Source organism: Paenibacillus sp. FSL H7-0703 (assembly GCF_038003485.1).
In the GTDB taxonomy this organism is placed as follows: Bacteria; Bacillota; Bacilli; order Paenibacillales; family Paenibacillaceae; genus Paenibacillus; species Paenibacillus polymyxa_B.
In genome coordinates, this window is sequence record NZ_JBBOPF010000001.1 from 2833852 (window position 1) to 2850992 (window position 17141).

The window sequence follows — 17141 nt, forward strand, 5'->3', positions numbered from 1 at the left end:
TTCGGTTCAACACTTACGTGTGAATGAAATTCAAGGCAGCTACCTTTATTTCACTTGTTTACACAAGATCAGCTTAAAGGAATATTCTAAAACGCAATTTCGTTTCGGTATCCAGTTTTCAAGGTGCAAAGCTGTAAAAAACCAGCCTTTTTGAGAGTTTGAGCTCTCAAAACTGAGCAACGAGTGAGTAGTTTTTGAAGCATACGCTTCATATTTGAATGTTTCCGTTGCAGGAAACGATTCTCCATAGAAAGGAGGTGATCCAGCCGCACCTTCCGATACGGCTACCTTGTTACGACTTCACCCCAATCATCTACCCCACCTTCGGCGGCTGGCTCCCTTGCGGGTTACCCCACCGACTTCGGGTGTTGTAAACTCTCGTGGTGTGACGGGCGGTGTGTACAAGACCCGGGAACGTATTCACCGCGGCATGCTGATCCGCGATTACTAGCAATTCCGACTTCATGTAGGCGAGTTGCAGCCTACAATCCGAACTGAGACCGGCTTTTCTAGGATTGGCTCCACCTCGCGATTTCGCTTCCCGTTGTACCGGCCATTGTAGTACGTGTGTAGCCCAGGTCATAAGGGGCATGATGATTTGACGTCATCCCCACCTTCCTCCGGTTTGTCACCGGCAGTCTGCTTAGAGTGCCCAGCTTGACCTGCTGGCAACTAAGCATAAGGGTTGCGCTCGTTGCGGGACTTAACCCAACATCTCACGACACGAGCTGACGACAACCATGCACCACCTGTCTCCTCTGTCCCGAAGGAAAGGTCTATCTCTAGACCGGTCAGAGGGATGTCAAGACCTGGTAAGGTTCTTCGCGTTGCTTCGAATTAAACCACATACTCCACTGCTTGTGCGGGTCCCCGTCAATTCCTTTGAGTTTCAGTCTTGCGACCGTACTCCCCAGGCGGAATGCTTAATGTGTTAACTTCGGCACCAAGGGTATCGAAACCCCTAACACCTAGCATTCATCGTTTACGGCGTGGACTACCAGGGTATCTAATCCTGTTTGCTCCCCACGCTTTCGCGCCTCAGCGTCAGTTACAGCCCAGAGAGTCGCCTTCGCCACTGGTGTTCCTCCACATCTCTACGCATTTCACCGCTACACGTGGAATTCCACTCTCCTCTTCTGCACTCAAGCTCCCCAGTTTCCAGTGCGACCCGAAGTTGAGCCTCGGGATTAAACACCAGACTTAAAGAGCCGCCTGCGCGCGCTTTACGCCCAATAATTCCGGACAACGCTTGCCCCCTACGTATTACCGCGGCTGCTGGCACGTAGTTAGCCGGGGCTTTCTTCTCAGGTACCGTCACTCTTGTAGCAGTTACTCTACAAGACGTTCTTCCCTGGCAACAGAGCTTTACGATCCGAAAACCTTCATCACTCACGCGGCGTTGCTCCGTCAGGCTTTCGCCCATTGCGGAAGATTCCCTACTGCTGCCTCCCGTAGGAGTCTGGGCCGTGTCTCAGTCCCAGTGTGGCCGATCACCCTCTCAGGTCGGCTACGCATCGTCGCCTTGGTAGGCCTTTACCCCACCAACTAGCTAATGCGCCGCAGGCCCATCCACAAGTGACAGATTGCTCCGTCTTTCCTCCTTCTCCCATGCAGGAAAAGGATGTATCGGGTATTAGCTACCGTTTCCGGTAGTTATCCCTGTCTTGTGGGCAGGTTGCCTACGTGTTACTCACCCGTCCGCCGCTAGGTTATGTAGAAGCAAGCTTCTACATAACCCCGCTCGACTTGCATGTATTAGGCACGCCGCCAGCGTTCGTCCTGAGCCAGGATCAAACTCTCCATTAAAGACCAACCGAAGTTGGTTTATAGAAAGAGCGATAAGCTCATGTTGAAACTGACGAGATAAAAATATCTCTTGTTTGATTTTGCAAGCAAAATCATTTTACTCACTCGTTGTTCAGTTTTCAAAGATCAAACTTTTCTCTTTCGCTGCGTTTTTCAGCAGCTATAAGATCATATCATGTTTGTTTCAAAAATGCAAGGGTTATTTTTTTTCTTTTTTTGAAGATCATTTCACCCAAGCTTTTCGCTTTTGAAACTGCTGTTTTGTTGTCAGCTCAAATAATATATCATAAACCTCAGCAACTTAGCAAGCACTTTTTTTTGTTTTTTTTATTTTAGAATAAATCCACTCATCTTTCAGCTCATTTAAAATCAGTCGAGGGGCTAGTTGCCCCTTCATTAGCTGATAACTTCCTCTGGCTCAAATACCTCTGCAGGCCAGTGCAGTTCCACACCTTGGCGAAGAAGAACATTTTGAAAACATCCAAGATGCTCTGCTGATCGGCTCACTTCAATGGGATATACTTCGTTGGAGACACAGTAAGCCGCTAGGCTTCCCGCTGATTCTCCTATATTCCATTCTGTAGGATGCAATCGATAGCAGCCATTGGCTATTTGGGTCATCCCTATATTTTTGCAGGCAGGAAGTAAATTGCGCACCCTCACCGGAATAAGTGAGCCCAATGGAATTTCATAGGGATAGTTAGGGATGTAGAATGTTCGCTGAGATACCGTAGTTGGATGAAGATCCAAATGATAGCTACCTACACCTACACTGTCTGTATATCGCTTAGGACCCTCTTCTCCCCGAAGCTCACGACTTACATCAAACTCAGATATCATATAATTGGCCTGAATTCGGCGTGACTCGCGAATATAAGCCGTTTTAGCCAGACCGTCAGAAGTGCCGAGAATATCACCCCGTGGTCGAATTCCCGGATAGCCGAACCCTCCATCTAATCGGGGCGCTTCGGTTTGAAGCCAATATATTAATGAACGAGTCAACTCACGCGCTCCTTCTCGATGTTTTGCCTGCTCTTGAGCGGTAACACCGATCAATGGCCCTAGGTAATAATCATTTTGCGCCCAGTTTAAAAGAGTTACCTCACCATCATTTAGCGGTTCGCTCCATATCGAGGGATCTACAATACGACGATAATCCCATAAGGATACAATGCCCTGATCGTTAGGAAACAATGTGAACTGTTTTAGTTTACTGGTATCATCCGCGTCTGTAGCAAACCAGCTCAAAATCGGAAAACGGGAAAAGGAAGGAATATAATCTCTCCAGAAATCATATTGTTGCGGCCGCTCTATAATGAAGCTTTCCCGGGGAATATAGTCTACGGCAGCCACATGTGTGATAGATTGCATATCAAAAGGGTTAGCACACTCCAGTGCATGAGGTTCACCCGTAGCAGCCCGCGACTCCGCTCCACTCGTATGCTCCACGCCCGCCATTGGAAGGAGATCACCACACTCTGTCGCATCCAGATAAAACGTTCCGTGCAGCACTCTAAATCCACACTTATGATCAGCGCTATTCGAGGTACGGACAGTTACAGAAGTAATACAGTCCCCATCCGTCTGAACAGCAATAGGCACGGTGTGATAGTATACATGAACGCGCCCCGTATTCAAATAGGGAGCGAGCATATCGTCAAGCACCCGCAGAGCTACCCGTGGTTCATGGGCCAGACGGCTTACCCAACCGTTCCCAGGGTTGAGAATGGGATTATTTCGAGCTTCTTCGGTTAACGGATAGTTCTGACGGTAATATTCACGTACACGATTACGGAACTCACGGTATGTTGCTGTGCAACCAAATTGTTCGATCCATCGATGCTCATCTGGAGGAACCGCCTGTGAAGTTAACTGCCCCCCTAACCAGTCCGTCTCCTCTGTCACGATGACTCTCATGCCAGCCTTCGCCGCCGCAAGAGCTGCCGATGTCCCCCCCAGACCTCCGCCAATCACAACAATGTCGGTATCAAGCCGTTTTTGCGTCATGGTTCGTTCCCCTTTCATTCTTGTACTAGGACTCGGTCATTTCGAAGGCAAGCCGTGCAGCGCCGATGATTCCAGCGCGATTGCCCAACAATGCCCGACTTACTTCCGTTTGAACTCCAAATTGGTGCAGATGCTTCTCCAGCATGGGCCACCAGACCTCTCCCGTGTCCGCTACTCCTCCGCCTACAATGATCCCCTCAGGATCAAGAGTCACCGAGATGTTAGCTAGAAGTACAGCTAAATCTGCGGTGTAATCATCCAGCACCTGGATTGCCTCCTGGTTACCGTGAACGGCCTCTTTCACAATCTCGTTTCCCGAGCGGTACAATTTACCGACGTGTTCCCTACCTCGACGTAACAGGGCGCTCCCCGATACATATTGCTCGGCGCACCCTTTTTTTCCGCAATTACAGGGGTGTCCTCCGTGGTATAGAATACTGTGCCCCCAATCACCGCCGCTCCAATGAGCCCCTCTGCACAAGAGGCCATTTTCCATATATGCACCTCCGACACCTGTTCCCAACGTGAGCATCACCAAGCGTCGCTTGCCTTTCCCCGCTCCCTGCCACGCTTCTCCAAGTAAAGCGGCGTTCGCATCATTATCAGCAACCGCTCGTAAAGCCAGTTTTTCTTTAGCCCAAGTTACTAAGGATGTACCTTGCCAGCCAGGTAGGTTATCTGTGGCATACACAACTACGCCGCTCTCCACATTTACTCTGCCAGCAGTAGCAATGCCTAGAGCGCCTATATCTATATAGGCACCGATGCTGGTATCCCCAAAAGAACGCAATAGTCCGAGCACAGATTCTGACACCTGCGACAACACCCATTCACGTCCACGGGAAGCGTCCGTATCCAGCCGGATTTCATCAAGCACCGATCCGTCCCGTGCCACTATGGCGGCCTTCACCGATGTGCCCCCAATGTCGATTCCAATGACTCTGTTCACAGCAGCTACCACCACACCAACCTCCTTGTTGCCCTACATAAAAGCTTACTAGCTCTTTGTACAAACCTTCTATATAATAGCAATACTTGAATTAGCCATTCATAAGCACCACAAACACAAGTCATTGAACTGTCGGAGCACAAGTTTTCAATTCACAACTGAAAAATCTCAATAGCTTCGTTCAATAACGGCCCTCGCTGTTTTTTCCTTCATCTGTTTGGTGTGATTCGTATGCTTGCGAGCAAGCCCTTCGCAGATGAGGTCAATCACGAATAGTTGTGAGATTTTAGCGCCGATTGAACCACCTTCTATTGGAGCTTCCTTGCCTGCGGTCAGCAACACGATATCCGCAATGGAGGTAATGGGTGATTTGGCATAATTCGTAATTGCGATAACAGTTGCACCGTTTTGCTTGGCTTTATGCAGCATATCGTTCGTATCCAGCGTACTTCCTGAAACACTAATGCCGATAGCCACATCACCCGGGTTCATGGACACCGCCATCATCGACTGAATATGTCCGTCTGCCACAGCCTCGGCGCGACGCCCGATCCGTAAGAAACGGTTTTTAGCATCCTGCGCAGAAATTCCCGAAGCGCCTACACCGAAAAATTGAACATAGCCCGCTTGATCGAGACACGCAATCGCACGACCAAGCTCTGAATGGTCCAGCAGCCCCATACTGGAATGCAAAATATCGAGCATGTTGTGATACACCGTACGCGTAATATCTTGTTCGTCATCTGGGTCGATGTTCTCCTCGCCTATATCAGTTTTACGATAAGTCTGGTTTTGCGCTAGGGAAAGTCGGAAATCCTGATAACCTTTGAAACCAATCTTCCGGCAAAAGCGCATGACGGTCGTTTCGCCTGTACCTGCAAAATCCGCCAGCTCTGTCACGGAGAAATATATGATGTCTGCGGGATGCTCCAGTACGCACAAGGCGACTTTCTGCTCCGATTTCGTTAATGAAGGATAATACGTGTTAATTCGGTCGTTCATCTCCATAGATGCATTTCACTGCCTTCCTTGCGGCATCGGCAAACCGCTGCGTAATCATTTGGGGTCTGGTAATCGCCGAGCCTACGACCACTGCATGTGCTCCCATTCGGAATGCTTCCTCAACCTGCGCCGGATCATAGATTTTGCCCTCTGCAATTAAAGGAACGGGAACCAGTTCTGACGCTCTCCGAACCAGCTCCAGATCAGGACCCTCAATCCGAGTAGAGTACGGTGTATACCCGGATAACGTGGTGGATACGCAGTCTGCGCCAAGAGAGGCCGCATGAAGCGCCTCCTCCAGTGTCGAAATGTCTGCCATGGAAGTAACTCCCTGCTCATGGGCATAATCTATGAGCCTCTTCAGCTTGCATCCCGCTGGGCGCGGTCGTAATGTGGCATCCAGCGCAATGATATCCGCGCCTGCCTCCACCAGTTCCTCCATTTCACGAAGGGTAGGCGTAATGTAAATATCAGAATCATCATAATCCCGCTTAATCAAGCCAATGACTGGTAGAGAAATCGCCTGTTTAATCGCACGTACATCCGATGCGCCATTGGCACGAATCGCTACAGCTCCACCCTGCTGTGCGGCAAGCGCCATTTTGACCATAGAATCTGCTCCATGCAACGGTTCGCCTGGTAGCGCCTGACAGGATACGATCAGTCCGTGCTGAACTTTGGATAACACACCTTCCATTCCCATAGGAATCACCCTCTCTTCTCGGCATGATGCCGTACGGTTAATCCGACTTCAAAGGTGCGGTTCCACGGCATGTAGCAATCTGTAATTTCCACGCAGCCTTCTGGCCCGTTCACATATTCATTGAGTGCGTGCTCCAGCCGTCCGCGAATAACCGCAGCTACCGAGCCTCTCGGTCCATCGAGCATAAACTTGGTAAAACCCATCTGCTCCACAATCCCATTATTCATAGCCGTACGTACCACAGCGCAATAACAGGCATCCTCGGCGTAGCGCAGCGACAGAAAATCCAAATGTTCCTCCGTAGAGCCATAGTGGGTATACAGCATAGACTGGGCAATGACGGTGCCCAGCGTGTTAGAACTGGTATTCCAGCCTGCATAACCTGCCAGCTTAAAAAGCAGTCCTTTTTGCTTCAACAGTCTAAGTAGCTTGAGATCTGCGCCGTTGGCGTAGCCCACATCAGCAACTGCAACATTTTGACCTGCATATTGCAGCATATAAGAACCGTACTCAACCAGCTCTACTACATTCCGATGTACATCATATCCGGTCATTGCACGCTGCTGGGATGAAGCCTCTGCCATCGTGTCACCGGGTGTGTTAGCCAACAAAATCAAATCAGCCTCCGTTGCAGAGGAAGCTATCAGCCCACCTGCCGCCATAATCTGATATTTTAAGGTTTCGTAAAAATAGCGATCTTCAAAAAGCGGAACTACGAATGCCCCCTGCAAAGCAGACAATCGGGGATACACCAGTGGGACTACATTATTCATCTTGTTAACCCAACGAGCCAGCAACGTACAACCCACTTCATCTGCCCCCGGGTACATGTATACATTCAAATCCAGCCCAAGCTCAGAAATACGACTTCTTAGCCGCTGCTGATCCTTGGCGGTATAGCCGTAGGGAGCCGAATCATCCTGTGGGATGATCATAAAATCAATGACACCTTCTGCTACGAGATCTAGTGCAACTTCATTGGCCTCCAAATTCACATGGCGACGCCCCAGATAATCATCCAGTATTTCCATTGGCAAACGCTCATTAATATCAGCTAATTCGAGCAACTCTTCTGTGGTAGCGATCCCCAGCTCCTGACGATGTTCAATGAAGCCCTTTCTGAATATCTCACGACCCCAATCGGCATAGTAATCCGGTTCTTCATCAGCCAAAGAGTATTGCGGACAACGCATAATCAGTTGAAATGCATACAGAGTCAGTTGCGGATATAGCTGCTTTAGCTTGCGAAGCCGATTCACTCTATCTCTGACCTGCTCGCTCGACATACCGTGTAGTCGAGAAGGTACGATTCCTCCGTACAGCAACGTATCCATCGCAACAATGGCTCCATCAGCAGTCGCTGCGCGTTCTTCGAGCCATGCCCATAGTCTGGTCGTATCGCCAGGGGTTTTCTTTTGTCCCATCCATTCTAATGGGGGCCGCTCCATTTCCAAGTCTGTGCCTTGTGCCAGTAAATAAGGAAATTGATAATTACAGGGCCGCTCATCCAGCGGTATAAAAAGTAATCGGGTGTTTGACTTCACCGTACATTCCACCTCTCCTGAAAATTACCGTTATCCTAACGGCAAATGATTATTTTCAGGGCAGCTATGCTGCCTTGGTTTCTTAATCCATCGCAGACACTTACAAGATCAGCCGATATTTGCCTTGTTCATCCTGATCCACATAACCCCACTGCGCGGCAGCTCGGATCGCCGGATTGCTACCCAGCCGAGCCTCCGCTTCTAAGCAAGCAGTGATACCGCGTCGCAGTTCTCCTGCGATTTCGTCCGTCAGAGGCAACGCCTCTGGGCCTTCAACTGCTTCGCTCGACGTGCTGCTCTCCCCCGACTGTGCATCGTCCTGTCGCTCGCTGCTGAGCGCAGCTTGACGCAACACCTGCCACAGGCCCGCATCCAGCTCGGCACGTTCCAGCCACGGTGCAGCCTGGGACACGAACCCTGCGGCTAGATCATCGGCAGGCACATTCCGCAGGACGCTCACCGCCTGAAGCAGCCGCTCAAAGTACATATCCAGCGCAGGGATATCGCGCATTTTCAAAGCAAGGTCCACGTCCTCATACGTGTTGCCGCCTAGTCGGCTGTTCCTATTTTGACGACAGAAAAACATCAGTTCATCCGCACGCTCTCCCACTAACTCCTGCGCAGCCCATTCCCAAGATAGCTCAGGCATATACCGTTCACTGTTCCACATGTAGTGGGACATCGTGATGAGCGTCACTTTGGAGCATTCCCACTGATTCATCGGGTTGGCCACCATACCGGTATGTCCGCAGTCCGCTAGCCCGGAATACCGTCCGCGCAGCGGATCAAGGAATAACCGATCATGGTCACAATCATTCACTGGGATGTTATCCCACAGCCACAGCTCATGTCCGAAGAATGCATGATTATCAGCGGCGTGCTCTCGACTAATCTGTGGGGCAAAAACAAAGTACCCCGTCCAGAACACCTTAATCTCCGGATGCAGCCGCTCACGGAAATCCTTTTTGTATTCGGTATCCCAATACGACCAATATTCCGAAGGACAGACTGTCAGTGTAAACTCAGGCAGCCGTTCAGCCAGCCATGTGTGAACCTTGTTCGTCAAAAAGACATGAGCGTGACCCGATCGGCCCAGCAAATGTCGATTTTCCCCTTTGAGTACGTAGTCAATGTCATCCATTAATACAGAAAAATTACGTACGCCAATCGCAATCACGGCCGCCAGCTTTTCCGTCAATTTGAGGAAATCTTCATCGCTGCCAAAGCTCAGGTCGTTCCCTGGACTGATACAGTAATGAAAATCAATCTCATGCCGTTCGCAGGCTTCCTTCAATTCGCAAATCTGGGCAAACGTATCCTCTGGGTACGGCTCTCTCCATAGCTCACGATGATATGGATCATCCTTGGGGGCATACATGAACGTGTTCATCCGATGCGCAGCCATAAAACGAACGGCATCCAGCCGATCCGCGAAACTCCACGGTTTCCCATAGAAGCCTTCAATAATTCCTCTGACCGGAAAGGAAGGCTCATCCCGAATAGACATCACCGGCAGAGTACATCGCTCCTGTTCCACCTGAATCAGGAGATGCAGGGCATCCATACCGTATTTGAGCCCTCTTTTATTGGAAGCGTGGATTTCAATCCGCCCGTCCTTCTGAATGTCCAACCGATATCCGTCTGCAGCAAGCGTTCCGTCATATTCGAGCACCAACTGTACGCTTCCCCGTGTTTCAGTCGGTACACCCGGTCCTGGAGGTACAATGAGCTTGATCGGTCCCTCAGGGTCCAGCACACCTTCATACTCCTGATTCATTGCAAAGCGAGAGGACAGTTCACAGATCAGTCGCGGTTCGGAGATAACCAGCCTTTCCCCGCTGTCATACACATCACGAAAATAATATTGTATCTCCTGCCGTGATAGCCCTTCACCTGAATGAGGCCCCATTCCTTTGGACAATTTCATCGCAATCGTCTCCTTCCCTTCACAGGCTCTTCGTAGCCGTGACTACTGGCTTATCCTTTTACCGCTCCCGCCAGACCTTCCATATAGTAGCGCTGCGTAAACAGGAACAATATAATGATCGGCAGTACCGAAATCATTGTGCCTGCAGCAATCCAGCCGAAGTTATAGGCAAATTGACCGTTGAGATACGTGAGCGCAGCTGCCAGCGGATATAGCTCCGTATCGTTCAAAATAACGATAGGCCACAGAAAGCTGTTCCAGAACGACATCGCCTCCAATAGAGAGATTACAGCCAGCGCTGGCTTGACCAGCGGAAGCACCAGCTGCCACCAAATTCGGAACTCAGAAGCGCCGTCCATTTTACCGGAATCACGCACATCGGTAGGAATATGAATAAACGTCTGTCGCATTAGAAAAATGTTGAAAACGGAGACTGCCCCAGGCAACACCACACCTAAATAGGTATTGCCTAGATGAAGCCCTTGAATGGTCAGATAATGCACAATAAATGCGGTGTAGGAAGGAATAATCATCGTGGCAATCAGCAGCGTAAACACCAGATTTTTACCCTTAAAACGAAATACAGCCAAGGGATATCCTGTCAGACTGGCGAGCACCACATTGAGCACAACGCCCAACACCGTAATGATGACCGTATTCAGCATATACTTTGGAAAATTCATGAACTGCCACACCTGAACGTAGTTGTCGAAATCAATAAAGGTCGGAAAAATAGCGGGTGGCGTTGAAAAAATGTTGCGGCCTGGCATGAGGGATACGCTGAGCAGCCATAGGAACGGTCCCATTAAAAAGAGGGCGAGTAGCACTAGAAGCACGTAGATGACCGTCATTCTCAGTATTCGAGCAAGACTGCGCATGATGCGGCTGCTTTCCTTTTTAGGAAGAGATGAGCGTAGCATTTTGTCATCCTTTAGATTCATCAATAGGGATTGACACCGCCTTTCCTATTGAATCGGAATACGATAATACTAAGTACGGCAATCATTGCACCGACAATTAAGCCAAGCGCGGAAGCATATCCAAAATTAAACTGCTCCATGCCCTTTTGAAAAATATACAAGCTGGATGTCAACGTGGCCGTTCCCGGCCCACCCTTGGTTAGTACATACACTTCATCAAATACGCGAATAGCTGACATGAGCGATATAAGGGTACAGAACAGAACGTAGGGTCTCAGCAGCGGAAGAGTAATATGGACAATCAGACGCCATCGGCTTGCTCCGTCGACTCTAGCGGCTTCGTACAGATCTTGGGGAATATTTTGTAATCCAGCCAGATAGAGCATCATATAATACCCGAGTCCCTTCCACATTGTGATGAACATTAGTACATACAAAGCCAAGTTGCTGTCCGATAACCAGTGTATGTCTTTGCTAATCAAGCCGACCTGCATGAGCAAGTAGTTCACTATGCTGTTTTTGCCCAACAGCCAGCTCCAAATTAAGGCTACCGCTACCATCGAAGTCACAACAGGGATGTAGTAGGTCGTACGAAATATTTTAATTCCCGGGATACGGCTATTCACAAGCACAGCCATCAGGATGGAGAAAATTTGAAGAAAGGGGACAATGAGCACGTACAACAATGAGTTCCAAATCGAAATAAGAAAGTTACGGTCCTTAAACGCCGCTTCAAAATTATCCAAGCCGACAAAATGGGTGTCTGATATGACAGAGTAGTCCGTCAATGCCAGCGGAATGCTGTAAATAATAGGCCAAAATACAAAGACGGCAAGCAATAACAGTCCCGGCGTCATAAAGGCCCAGGCCGTAAAGGACTCCGACCTCAACCATTTGATCATGCTGCATCACCACCTGATTTTGATAAATGAACAGGGGAGTATTCACTTACTCCCCTGTCAAACCTATTGCTTTAAAATATCGTTCACTTCCTGCTCCAGAGCAGTAAGCGTCTGCTTCGTATCCGTGCCGTTCAATACCATATTTTGTAAAGCTCGCGCAATGGCACTGTTCACATCTTTGGCATTAGGCACACCGACCATATAATCTGTCGCCTTATCCAAGCTTTGCGCGGATACTACCTTGGCTTGTGCTTCTAATGATTTGTCAGACTGAGTAAAATATGGATCTTTAATGGAGTCTTTCGTGGAAGGTAGTGTATTCGCCGCTTTAGAAAAAGCTGTTTGACTCTCTGCGTTTGTCAAGAAAACAGCAAATTTCACTGCTTCGTCCACATGTGCAGACTTAGCAGGTACGACCAGGTCCATGGAGTTGGAGAGCCGCACATCGGCTTTGCCGGTTGGGACAGGGACAGCAATTGTGTTCTTATAAACATCCGGCGCTGCCGTTTTGATAAAATTGATGAACGTCGGGCCTGCCAGCTCGAAAGCAACCTGCTCGCCGGCATAATATTTCACTTGTTGTGAGAATTCAGCGTCTTCCTTGAGTACAATGCCATCTTCCATCTGTTTTTTTAGATTATCAATCATAGTGACTGCTTCTGGTGTGTTGAACGCCGCTGCTGTCTTTTCTTTATTTAGGATAGGAATGCCGTCCACAGCGAAAAGCTTGGATACAAGCTGCTGAGCATAGCCTGCCTTGCCAATTTTTCTATTAATCTGACGGCCCCATTCAGACAATTCCTCCCGGGTTTTGGGCGGATGGGCAGGGTCCAATCCGGCAGCTTTGACCAGCTTTGTATTCATGTAAAGCACTTCTGTACCGGTATACCAGGGTAGCGCATAAGCTTTACCGTTAATAACTGTAGAATTATAAATACCCTCGAAATAAGCAGCCTTTTCCTCGGGCGACAAATGCTCATTCATATCAACAACAGCACCCTTGGAGCCCATTTGGCTAGCAAATTCTGTATTGAGATTGACTACATCTGGACTGCTGTTGCTAGCGATACTTGTCAACAGCTTATTGGTTACTGCGTCATAAGGGTAATCCTTCCAGTCAATTTTGACATTGGGGTTCTTCTGCTCATAATCGGCAATCACCCGATTGAAATACGGGGTAAATGTAGGTTGTAGTGCAATGGTCCAAAATTGCAGTGTTACTTTCCCTCCGTCAACCTTTTCCGACTTTGATCCTCCACCACCGCAGCTGCTCAGCAGTACAACCAGCGCTAGCATAGATACAAGCAACCGTAACCTGCCTTTCGCTTTCTTTGTCACATGGTGACCCCCTTGTTCTTAGTTGATTAAGGCAAATTATAGCAGAAATGCCGCTAAAGAAGGAACGTTTTTTCAATAAAATAAATTTAGAAGGAATAATTTTTCTTTTATTGGATACAAAAAAGACGTCTCTTCAGCAGAGACGCCATTTCCCTAAATCAACCCGCAAAGGGTTTAATCTATTAATAGTATGGGGCCATGAAAACGTACACCAGTACCCCGGTCAAGCTCACATATAGCCAAATCGGCATCGTCCAGCGTGCAATCTTACGATGTTTTGCTACCTGCATCGTCCATCCCCATACAACCGTGAACAGGGCCAGCGGTACAATAATCGCAGCCAGTATGCTATGCGAAATCAACAGCGTAAAGTAAATCGGCCGAAGGATACCCACCCCACCATATTTTGCAGTTTCCGGCGAAATGTAGTGAAAGGTCAGATAGGAAAATAAAAATAAAACGGTGCTGGCGAAGGCCAGTAAAACAAAGGTCTTATGAAGCTTAATGTTCTTTTTGAAAATAGCAACCAGTGCAGCCACCAGAAAAATAAATGTGAAGCTGTTAAAAATCGCATTCAGCCTTGGGAAAATAGTGAGATCAAAACTCACACTACCCTGGTATCCGATCGGCGAAAAGAACAGCAGCAAAATAATCACGTTGGCTATAATGGAAACGGTGATAATCAAGGCTGTAAAATTACGATTGCTCGTTGGAACGTACTGCTTGTCCTCACTCGCTTTATTCATCATGAGCGTCTCCTTCGTTAAATTCAGGTTTTCGTTACTGTTGTAGTCATAACCATAATATATTATATAGAACTCATGGACAGCCTGTGAAGTGACAACAGTATGAACAATTTCATAGCCATCTGTCAGAAAATATGCTTCAACATTTGAGAATAGCCCTTTACTTCCCTATATCAACGGTAGAATGCATTGATTTTACAAGCTTTATGCACACAAAAAACACCGGGAAGGTCTGATTACCCGCTCCGGTGTTGTATCGGTTATGCAATTAAGCAGCCTTGATGATCCATATTCATTGCTGCCATACGTCACTGTATTCCTGATGGCGCTTGAACAGAGCAAGCGCGTACGAGCAAGCAGGAATAACCTTTTTATGCTCATTCCTTGCCATATCAACCACTCGGTCGATAAGCTCCTTACCGATTTTTTGACCCCGTAACTGCTCGGATACAAATGTATGGTCAATGACCAATGAGTGGTCATCTATGGATTTATAGCCTACTTCTGCAACTACCTGTCCATCATCCACCATGACTACTGCATGGTCCTCCTCGCGAATTTGTCTCATGAAACCAATCTCCTTTCTGACTGAAGAACATCCCGTTACAACTCCATGCTACGAATTTACTGTAATCACTTCATGCCGACGCAAGATATCCTTATCATTCCCCTATTTAGGAATCAGCGAAACATCACATACATAAAATAGGATCTATCGTCGACACTATATTTATTCCAATGAAGGCAAGGGAGGTGCTGCGTTGCGTACGGAATTAAAACCTGTCATCCCGTTTGAACCGGAACTGAGCGAAAAAGTACCTGTAGATGCAACAGGCCTTTGGCGTTACGAAATAAAATGGGACGGTACGAGAATTTTGACGTATCACGACCAGGGCAGCACGCGTCTGTTCAACCGCAAACAGCACGAACGAACGCTTTTATACCCGGAGCTTGCTCTCTTCCCCTCCTACTGTAAGGCTGATTCGGTCATATTGGACGGGGAAATGATCGCACTCGGTGCCGACGGTAAGCCATCGTTCCATGAAATTATGCGACGGGATCTGATTCGTCGGACGGATCGAATTCAGTCAGCCTATAAAGCTGTACCCGCTACTTACATGTTGTTTGATATTGTTTATCTGAACGGGGAGTGGGTTCATCTTAAACCATTACAGGAAAGGCTTGAACTGCTGCATCAGATCATCATACCGAATGAACGGATTCAACTGGCTCCCGCTCATCCTGATGGACAAGCTCTATTTCAGGTCATGTGCAGCCAAGGAATGGAAGGCATTGTGTGTAAAAAGCTGGATAGTCCGTACACATTGGGCGGAAAGGACGGACGATGGCTCAAGGTCAAAAATTATGGCGATATCATTGCCGTTATCGGTGGCTATACCCTGAACGGAGGCATTATCAACGCTGTGTTGCTGGGCCAATATGATAAACAAGGAATGCTGCGCTATATCGGGCATGTGGGTACGGGTAAGCTGACTCGGGGAGATTGGCGTCAGCTTACCGAGCGCCTGCTGCCACATACCATATCGGAACGACCCTTTAGCAATAAACCGGATCGGCATCAAGATGCGTTTTGGGTGCAACCCATGTATACCGCCAAGGTTCAATATAGTGAGTGGCGGTGGCAAGAAGGACGTACCCTGCGTCAGCCCTCCATACAAGCCTTTGTGAATCAGGGCCTCGATCAGTGTATCGGTCCCTGGATATGACGTTTTACAGATATATTTTAAAAAAATGCGGAACAAAGTTTGTATAAATCATTGCAACCAGTGGTTAATTAAATTACAGTTAACTAATTAACTACATCGAGGTGGATCGCATGTTCTTTTTTTTGGACTCCGAAATTCGTCAACTGGCCTATAATCTCTTTCCAGGTGGCAATAAACCGATTGGTGTTTTGGTAGATTTATTTTCCATAACGTATGAAATACGTAAGAATATGGAAAAACGTTCACGTGAATTTGGTCTCTCCTACGGGCAATATATCGCGCTTTGTGTACTTTCAGCGCAAAGAGATGAAATGTCATCTCCTTCTGCTTTGGCTGATAAGATGGGTGTAAGCCGGGCAGCAATCAGTTCTATGGTTATTTCTCTCGAACAAGAGGGATTCATTAATAAATATGACGATCCCAATGACAAGCGGGGAGTGTTTGTGTCCCTGAACGATAAAGGAAGAAGTAAAATTCAACAGATGGATCCCTTTTTCGTAGGGCTGGCGTCACGTTTGATGTCAGACTTTAGTGAGTCGGAAATCTGTCAGTTCCAAACCTATTTGTCACGTGTACGTTCTGCGTTTGAAGATGTTAAAGGTTCGCGTCTAACCGACTCCAGAGAGGAGAGAGAAAAATGGTGCGAAGACTGAGACAAAAACTGTTCGTCAAACTTGCCCGCATATCGGATGGCAGAATGGTAGCTGCGTCCGATTTCAAACCTTCGCATTCTCCCAAAGTACATCGGAAAGAAAGGATCATCCCCACCTCTGTTGGTGACTCCATGGTGATTGTATATGAACCTTCTCACCGGTCTGCTGATCCACTCCCTGTATTTGTAAATTTCCATGGCAGCGGCTTTGTAATGGGTAGCGCCGAAATGGATGATCCCTGGTGTCCGGTCATTGCTGAACGTGCGAATTGCGTCGTCGTTAATGTCGATTATCGCTTGGCCCCGGAACATAAATTCCCTATCCCGCTACAGGAAAGCTATGATGTGACCCAATGGTTGTACGAGCATCCTGATGTTCTTAACGTAGATCCTCAACGCATTGCGGTTGGGGGACACAGTGCGGGTGGCAATCTAGCGGCAGCGCTGTGTCTTATGGCCCGAGAGCGCAAGGAATTTCCGATTGTATATCAGGTACTGGATTACCCACCACTGGATATTGCTACAAATCCCAAATTGAAGCCCCAATTCGAGAAGGGGATTCCACCACGAGTAGCAAAAATCTTTAATGAAAGTTATCTGAACTCACCAGATGAGGCGCGAAATCCGTTAGTTTCCCCCATTTTTGCAGAATCACTACATAATCTCCCTCCTGCTCTGATCATAACCGCGGAGTTGGACTCCTTGGCTGACGAAGCCGAGTTGTATGCCAAACGGCTGATTAAAGCAGATGTCCCTGTGAAGTATAAAAAATACATGGGTGCCGCACATGCCTTTACCCATAGCGGCGATCTCGCTGTAGCTGAAAACGCCTGGCACCTGATGAGCGATCAGTTGAAATTGGCATTTGAATTCCGCATCGGGGACGTCCTGGCAGAACTGAAGAAATAAAAATAAGCC

14 protein-coding genes and 1 rRNA gene are annotated in these 17141 nt (G+C 48.1%); 3 read left to right on the forward strand and 12 right to left on the reverse strand.

Annotated features, from left to right (window positions below; translation table 11 throughout):
• Positions 1 to 250: 250 nt before the first annotated feature.
• The 12 genes from MHB46_RS12480 to MHB46_RS12535 all read right to left on the reverse strand — a co-directional run bounded on the left by MHB46_RS12480 (position 251) and on the right by MHB46_RS12535 (position 14412).
• Positions 251 to 1806 (reverse strand): 16S ribosomal RNA (locus tag MHB46_RS12480).
• A gap of 396 nt (positions 1807 to 2202) precedes the next feature.
• Positions 2203 to 3813 (reverse strand): FAD-dependent oxidoreductase, encoded by a 1611-nt coding sequence (locus MHB46_RS12485; protein ID WP_341162478.1) that lies wholly within the window; start codon positions 3811 to 3813, stop codon positions 2203 to 2205.
• Positions 3814 to 3838: 25 nt separating this feature from the next.
• Positions 3839 to 4777: an ROK family protein gene (locus MHB46_RS12490; RefSeq protein ID WP_445667592.1), complete on the reverse strand. Its 939-nt coding sequence runs from the start codon at positions 4775 to 4777 to the stop codon at positions 3839 to 3841.
• A gap of 153 nt (positions 4778 to 4930) precedes the next feature.
• Entirely contained in the window at positions 4931 to 5770 is an 840-nt protein-coding gene (locus tag MHB46_RS12495) for a MurR/RpiR family transcriptional regulator (protein WP_341162479.1), read from the reverse strand.
• Entirely contained in the window at positions 5748 to 6467 is a 720-nt protein-coding gene (locus MHB46_RS12500; protein ID WP_341162480.1) for an N-acetylmannosamine-6-phosphate 2-epimerase, read from the reverse strand. The genes MHB46_RS12495 and MHB46_RS12500 overlap by 23 nt, the downstream gene beginning before the upstream one ends.
• A gap of 5 nt (positions 6468 to 6472) precedes the next feature.
• Complete coding sequence (locus tag MHB46_RS12505) at positions 6473 to 8011, reverse strand: DUF4127 family protein (protein WP_341162481.1); 1539 nt, start codon at positions 8009 to 8011, stop codon at positions 6473 to 6475.
• Between the two features lie 100 nt (positions 8012 to 8111).
• Entirely contained in the window at positions 8112 to 9938 is a 1827-nt protein-coding gene (locus MHB46_RS12510) for a protein O-GlcNAcase (RefSeq protein WP_341162482.1), read from the reverse strand.
• Between the two features lie 50 nt (positions 9939 to 9988).
• On the reverse strand, positions 9989 to 10879 hold the full coding sequence (locus MHB46_RS12515) for a carbohydrate ABC transporter permease (protein WP_069290894.1): 891 nt from the start codon (positions 10877 to 10879) through the stop codon (positions 9989 to 9991).
• Complete coding sequence (locus MHB46_RS12520; protein WP_061830675.1) at positions 10879 to 11760, reverse strand: carbohydrate ABC transporter permease; 882 nt, start codon at positions 11758 to 11760, stop codon at positions 10879 to 10881. Before MHB46_RS12520 ends, MHB46_RS12515 begins: the two co-directional genes overlap by 1 nt.
• 63 nt (positions 11761 to 11823) lie before the next feature.
• Positions 11824 to 13098, reverse strand: a complete 1275-nt coding sequence (locus MHB46_RS12525) for an ABC transporter substrate-binding protein (RefSeq protein ID WP_061830677.1) — start codon at positions 13096 to 13098, stop codon at positions 11824 to 11826.
• A 182-nt stretch (positions 13099 to 13280) separates the two neighbouring features.
• Positions 13281 to 13847 (reverse strand): DUF420 domain-containing protein, encoded by a 567-nt coding sequence (locus tag MHB46_RS12530; RefSeq protein WP_013308403.1) that lies wholly within the window; start codon positions 13845 to 13847, stop codon positions 13281 to 13283.
• Positions 13848 to 14136: 289 nt separating this feature from the next.
• Complete coding sequence (locus tag MHB46_RS12535) at positions 14137 to 14412, reverse strand: GNAT family N-acetyltransferase (protein ID WP_134903211.1); 276 nt, start codon at positions 14410 to 14412, stop codon at positions 14137 to 14139.
• A 193-nt stretch (positions 14413 to 14605) separates the two neighbouring features.
• Here MHB46_RS12535 and MHB46_RS12540 point away from each other — a divergent pair, with 193 nt between their 5' ends.
• From MHB46_RS12540 to MHB46_RS12550, 3 genes are all read left to right on the forward strand, one after another.
• Positions 14606 to 15571 (forward strand): ATP-dependent DNA ligase, encoded by a 966-nt coding sequence (locus MHB46_RS12540; protein ID WP_165179634.1) that lies wholly within the window; start codon positions 14606 to 14608, stop codon positions 15569 to 15571.
• A 110-nt stretch (positions 15572 to 15681) separates the two neighbouring features.
• A complete protein-coding gene (locus MHB46_RS12545) occupies positions 15682 to 16224 on the forward strand; it encodes a MarR family winged helix-turn-helix transcriptional regulator (RefSeq protein WP_069290889.1) in 543 nt (180 codons plus the stop codon).
• A complete protein-coding gene (locus MHB46_RS12550; RefSeq protein ID WP_341162483.1) occupies positions 16209 to 17132 on the forward strand; it encodes an alpha/beta hydrolase in 924 nt (307 codons plus the stop codon). The genes MHB46_RS12545 and MHB46_RS12550 overlap by 16 nt, the downstream gene beginning before the upstream one ends.
• Positions 17133 to 17141 lie beyond the last annotated feature (9 nt).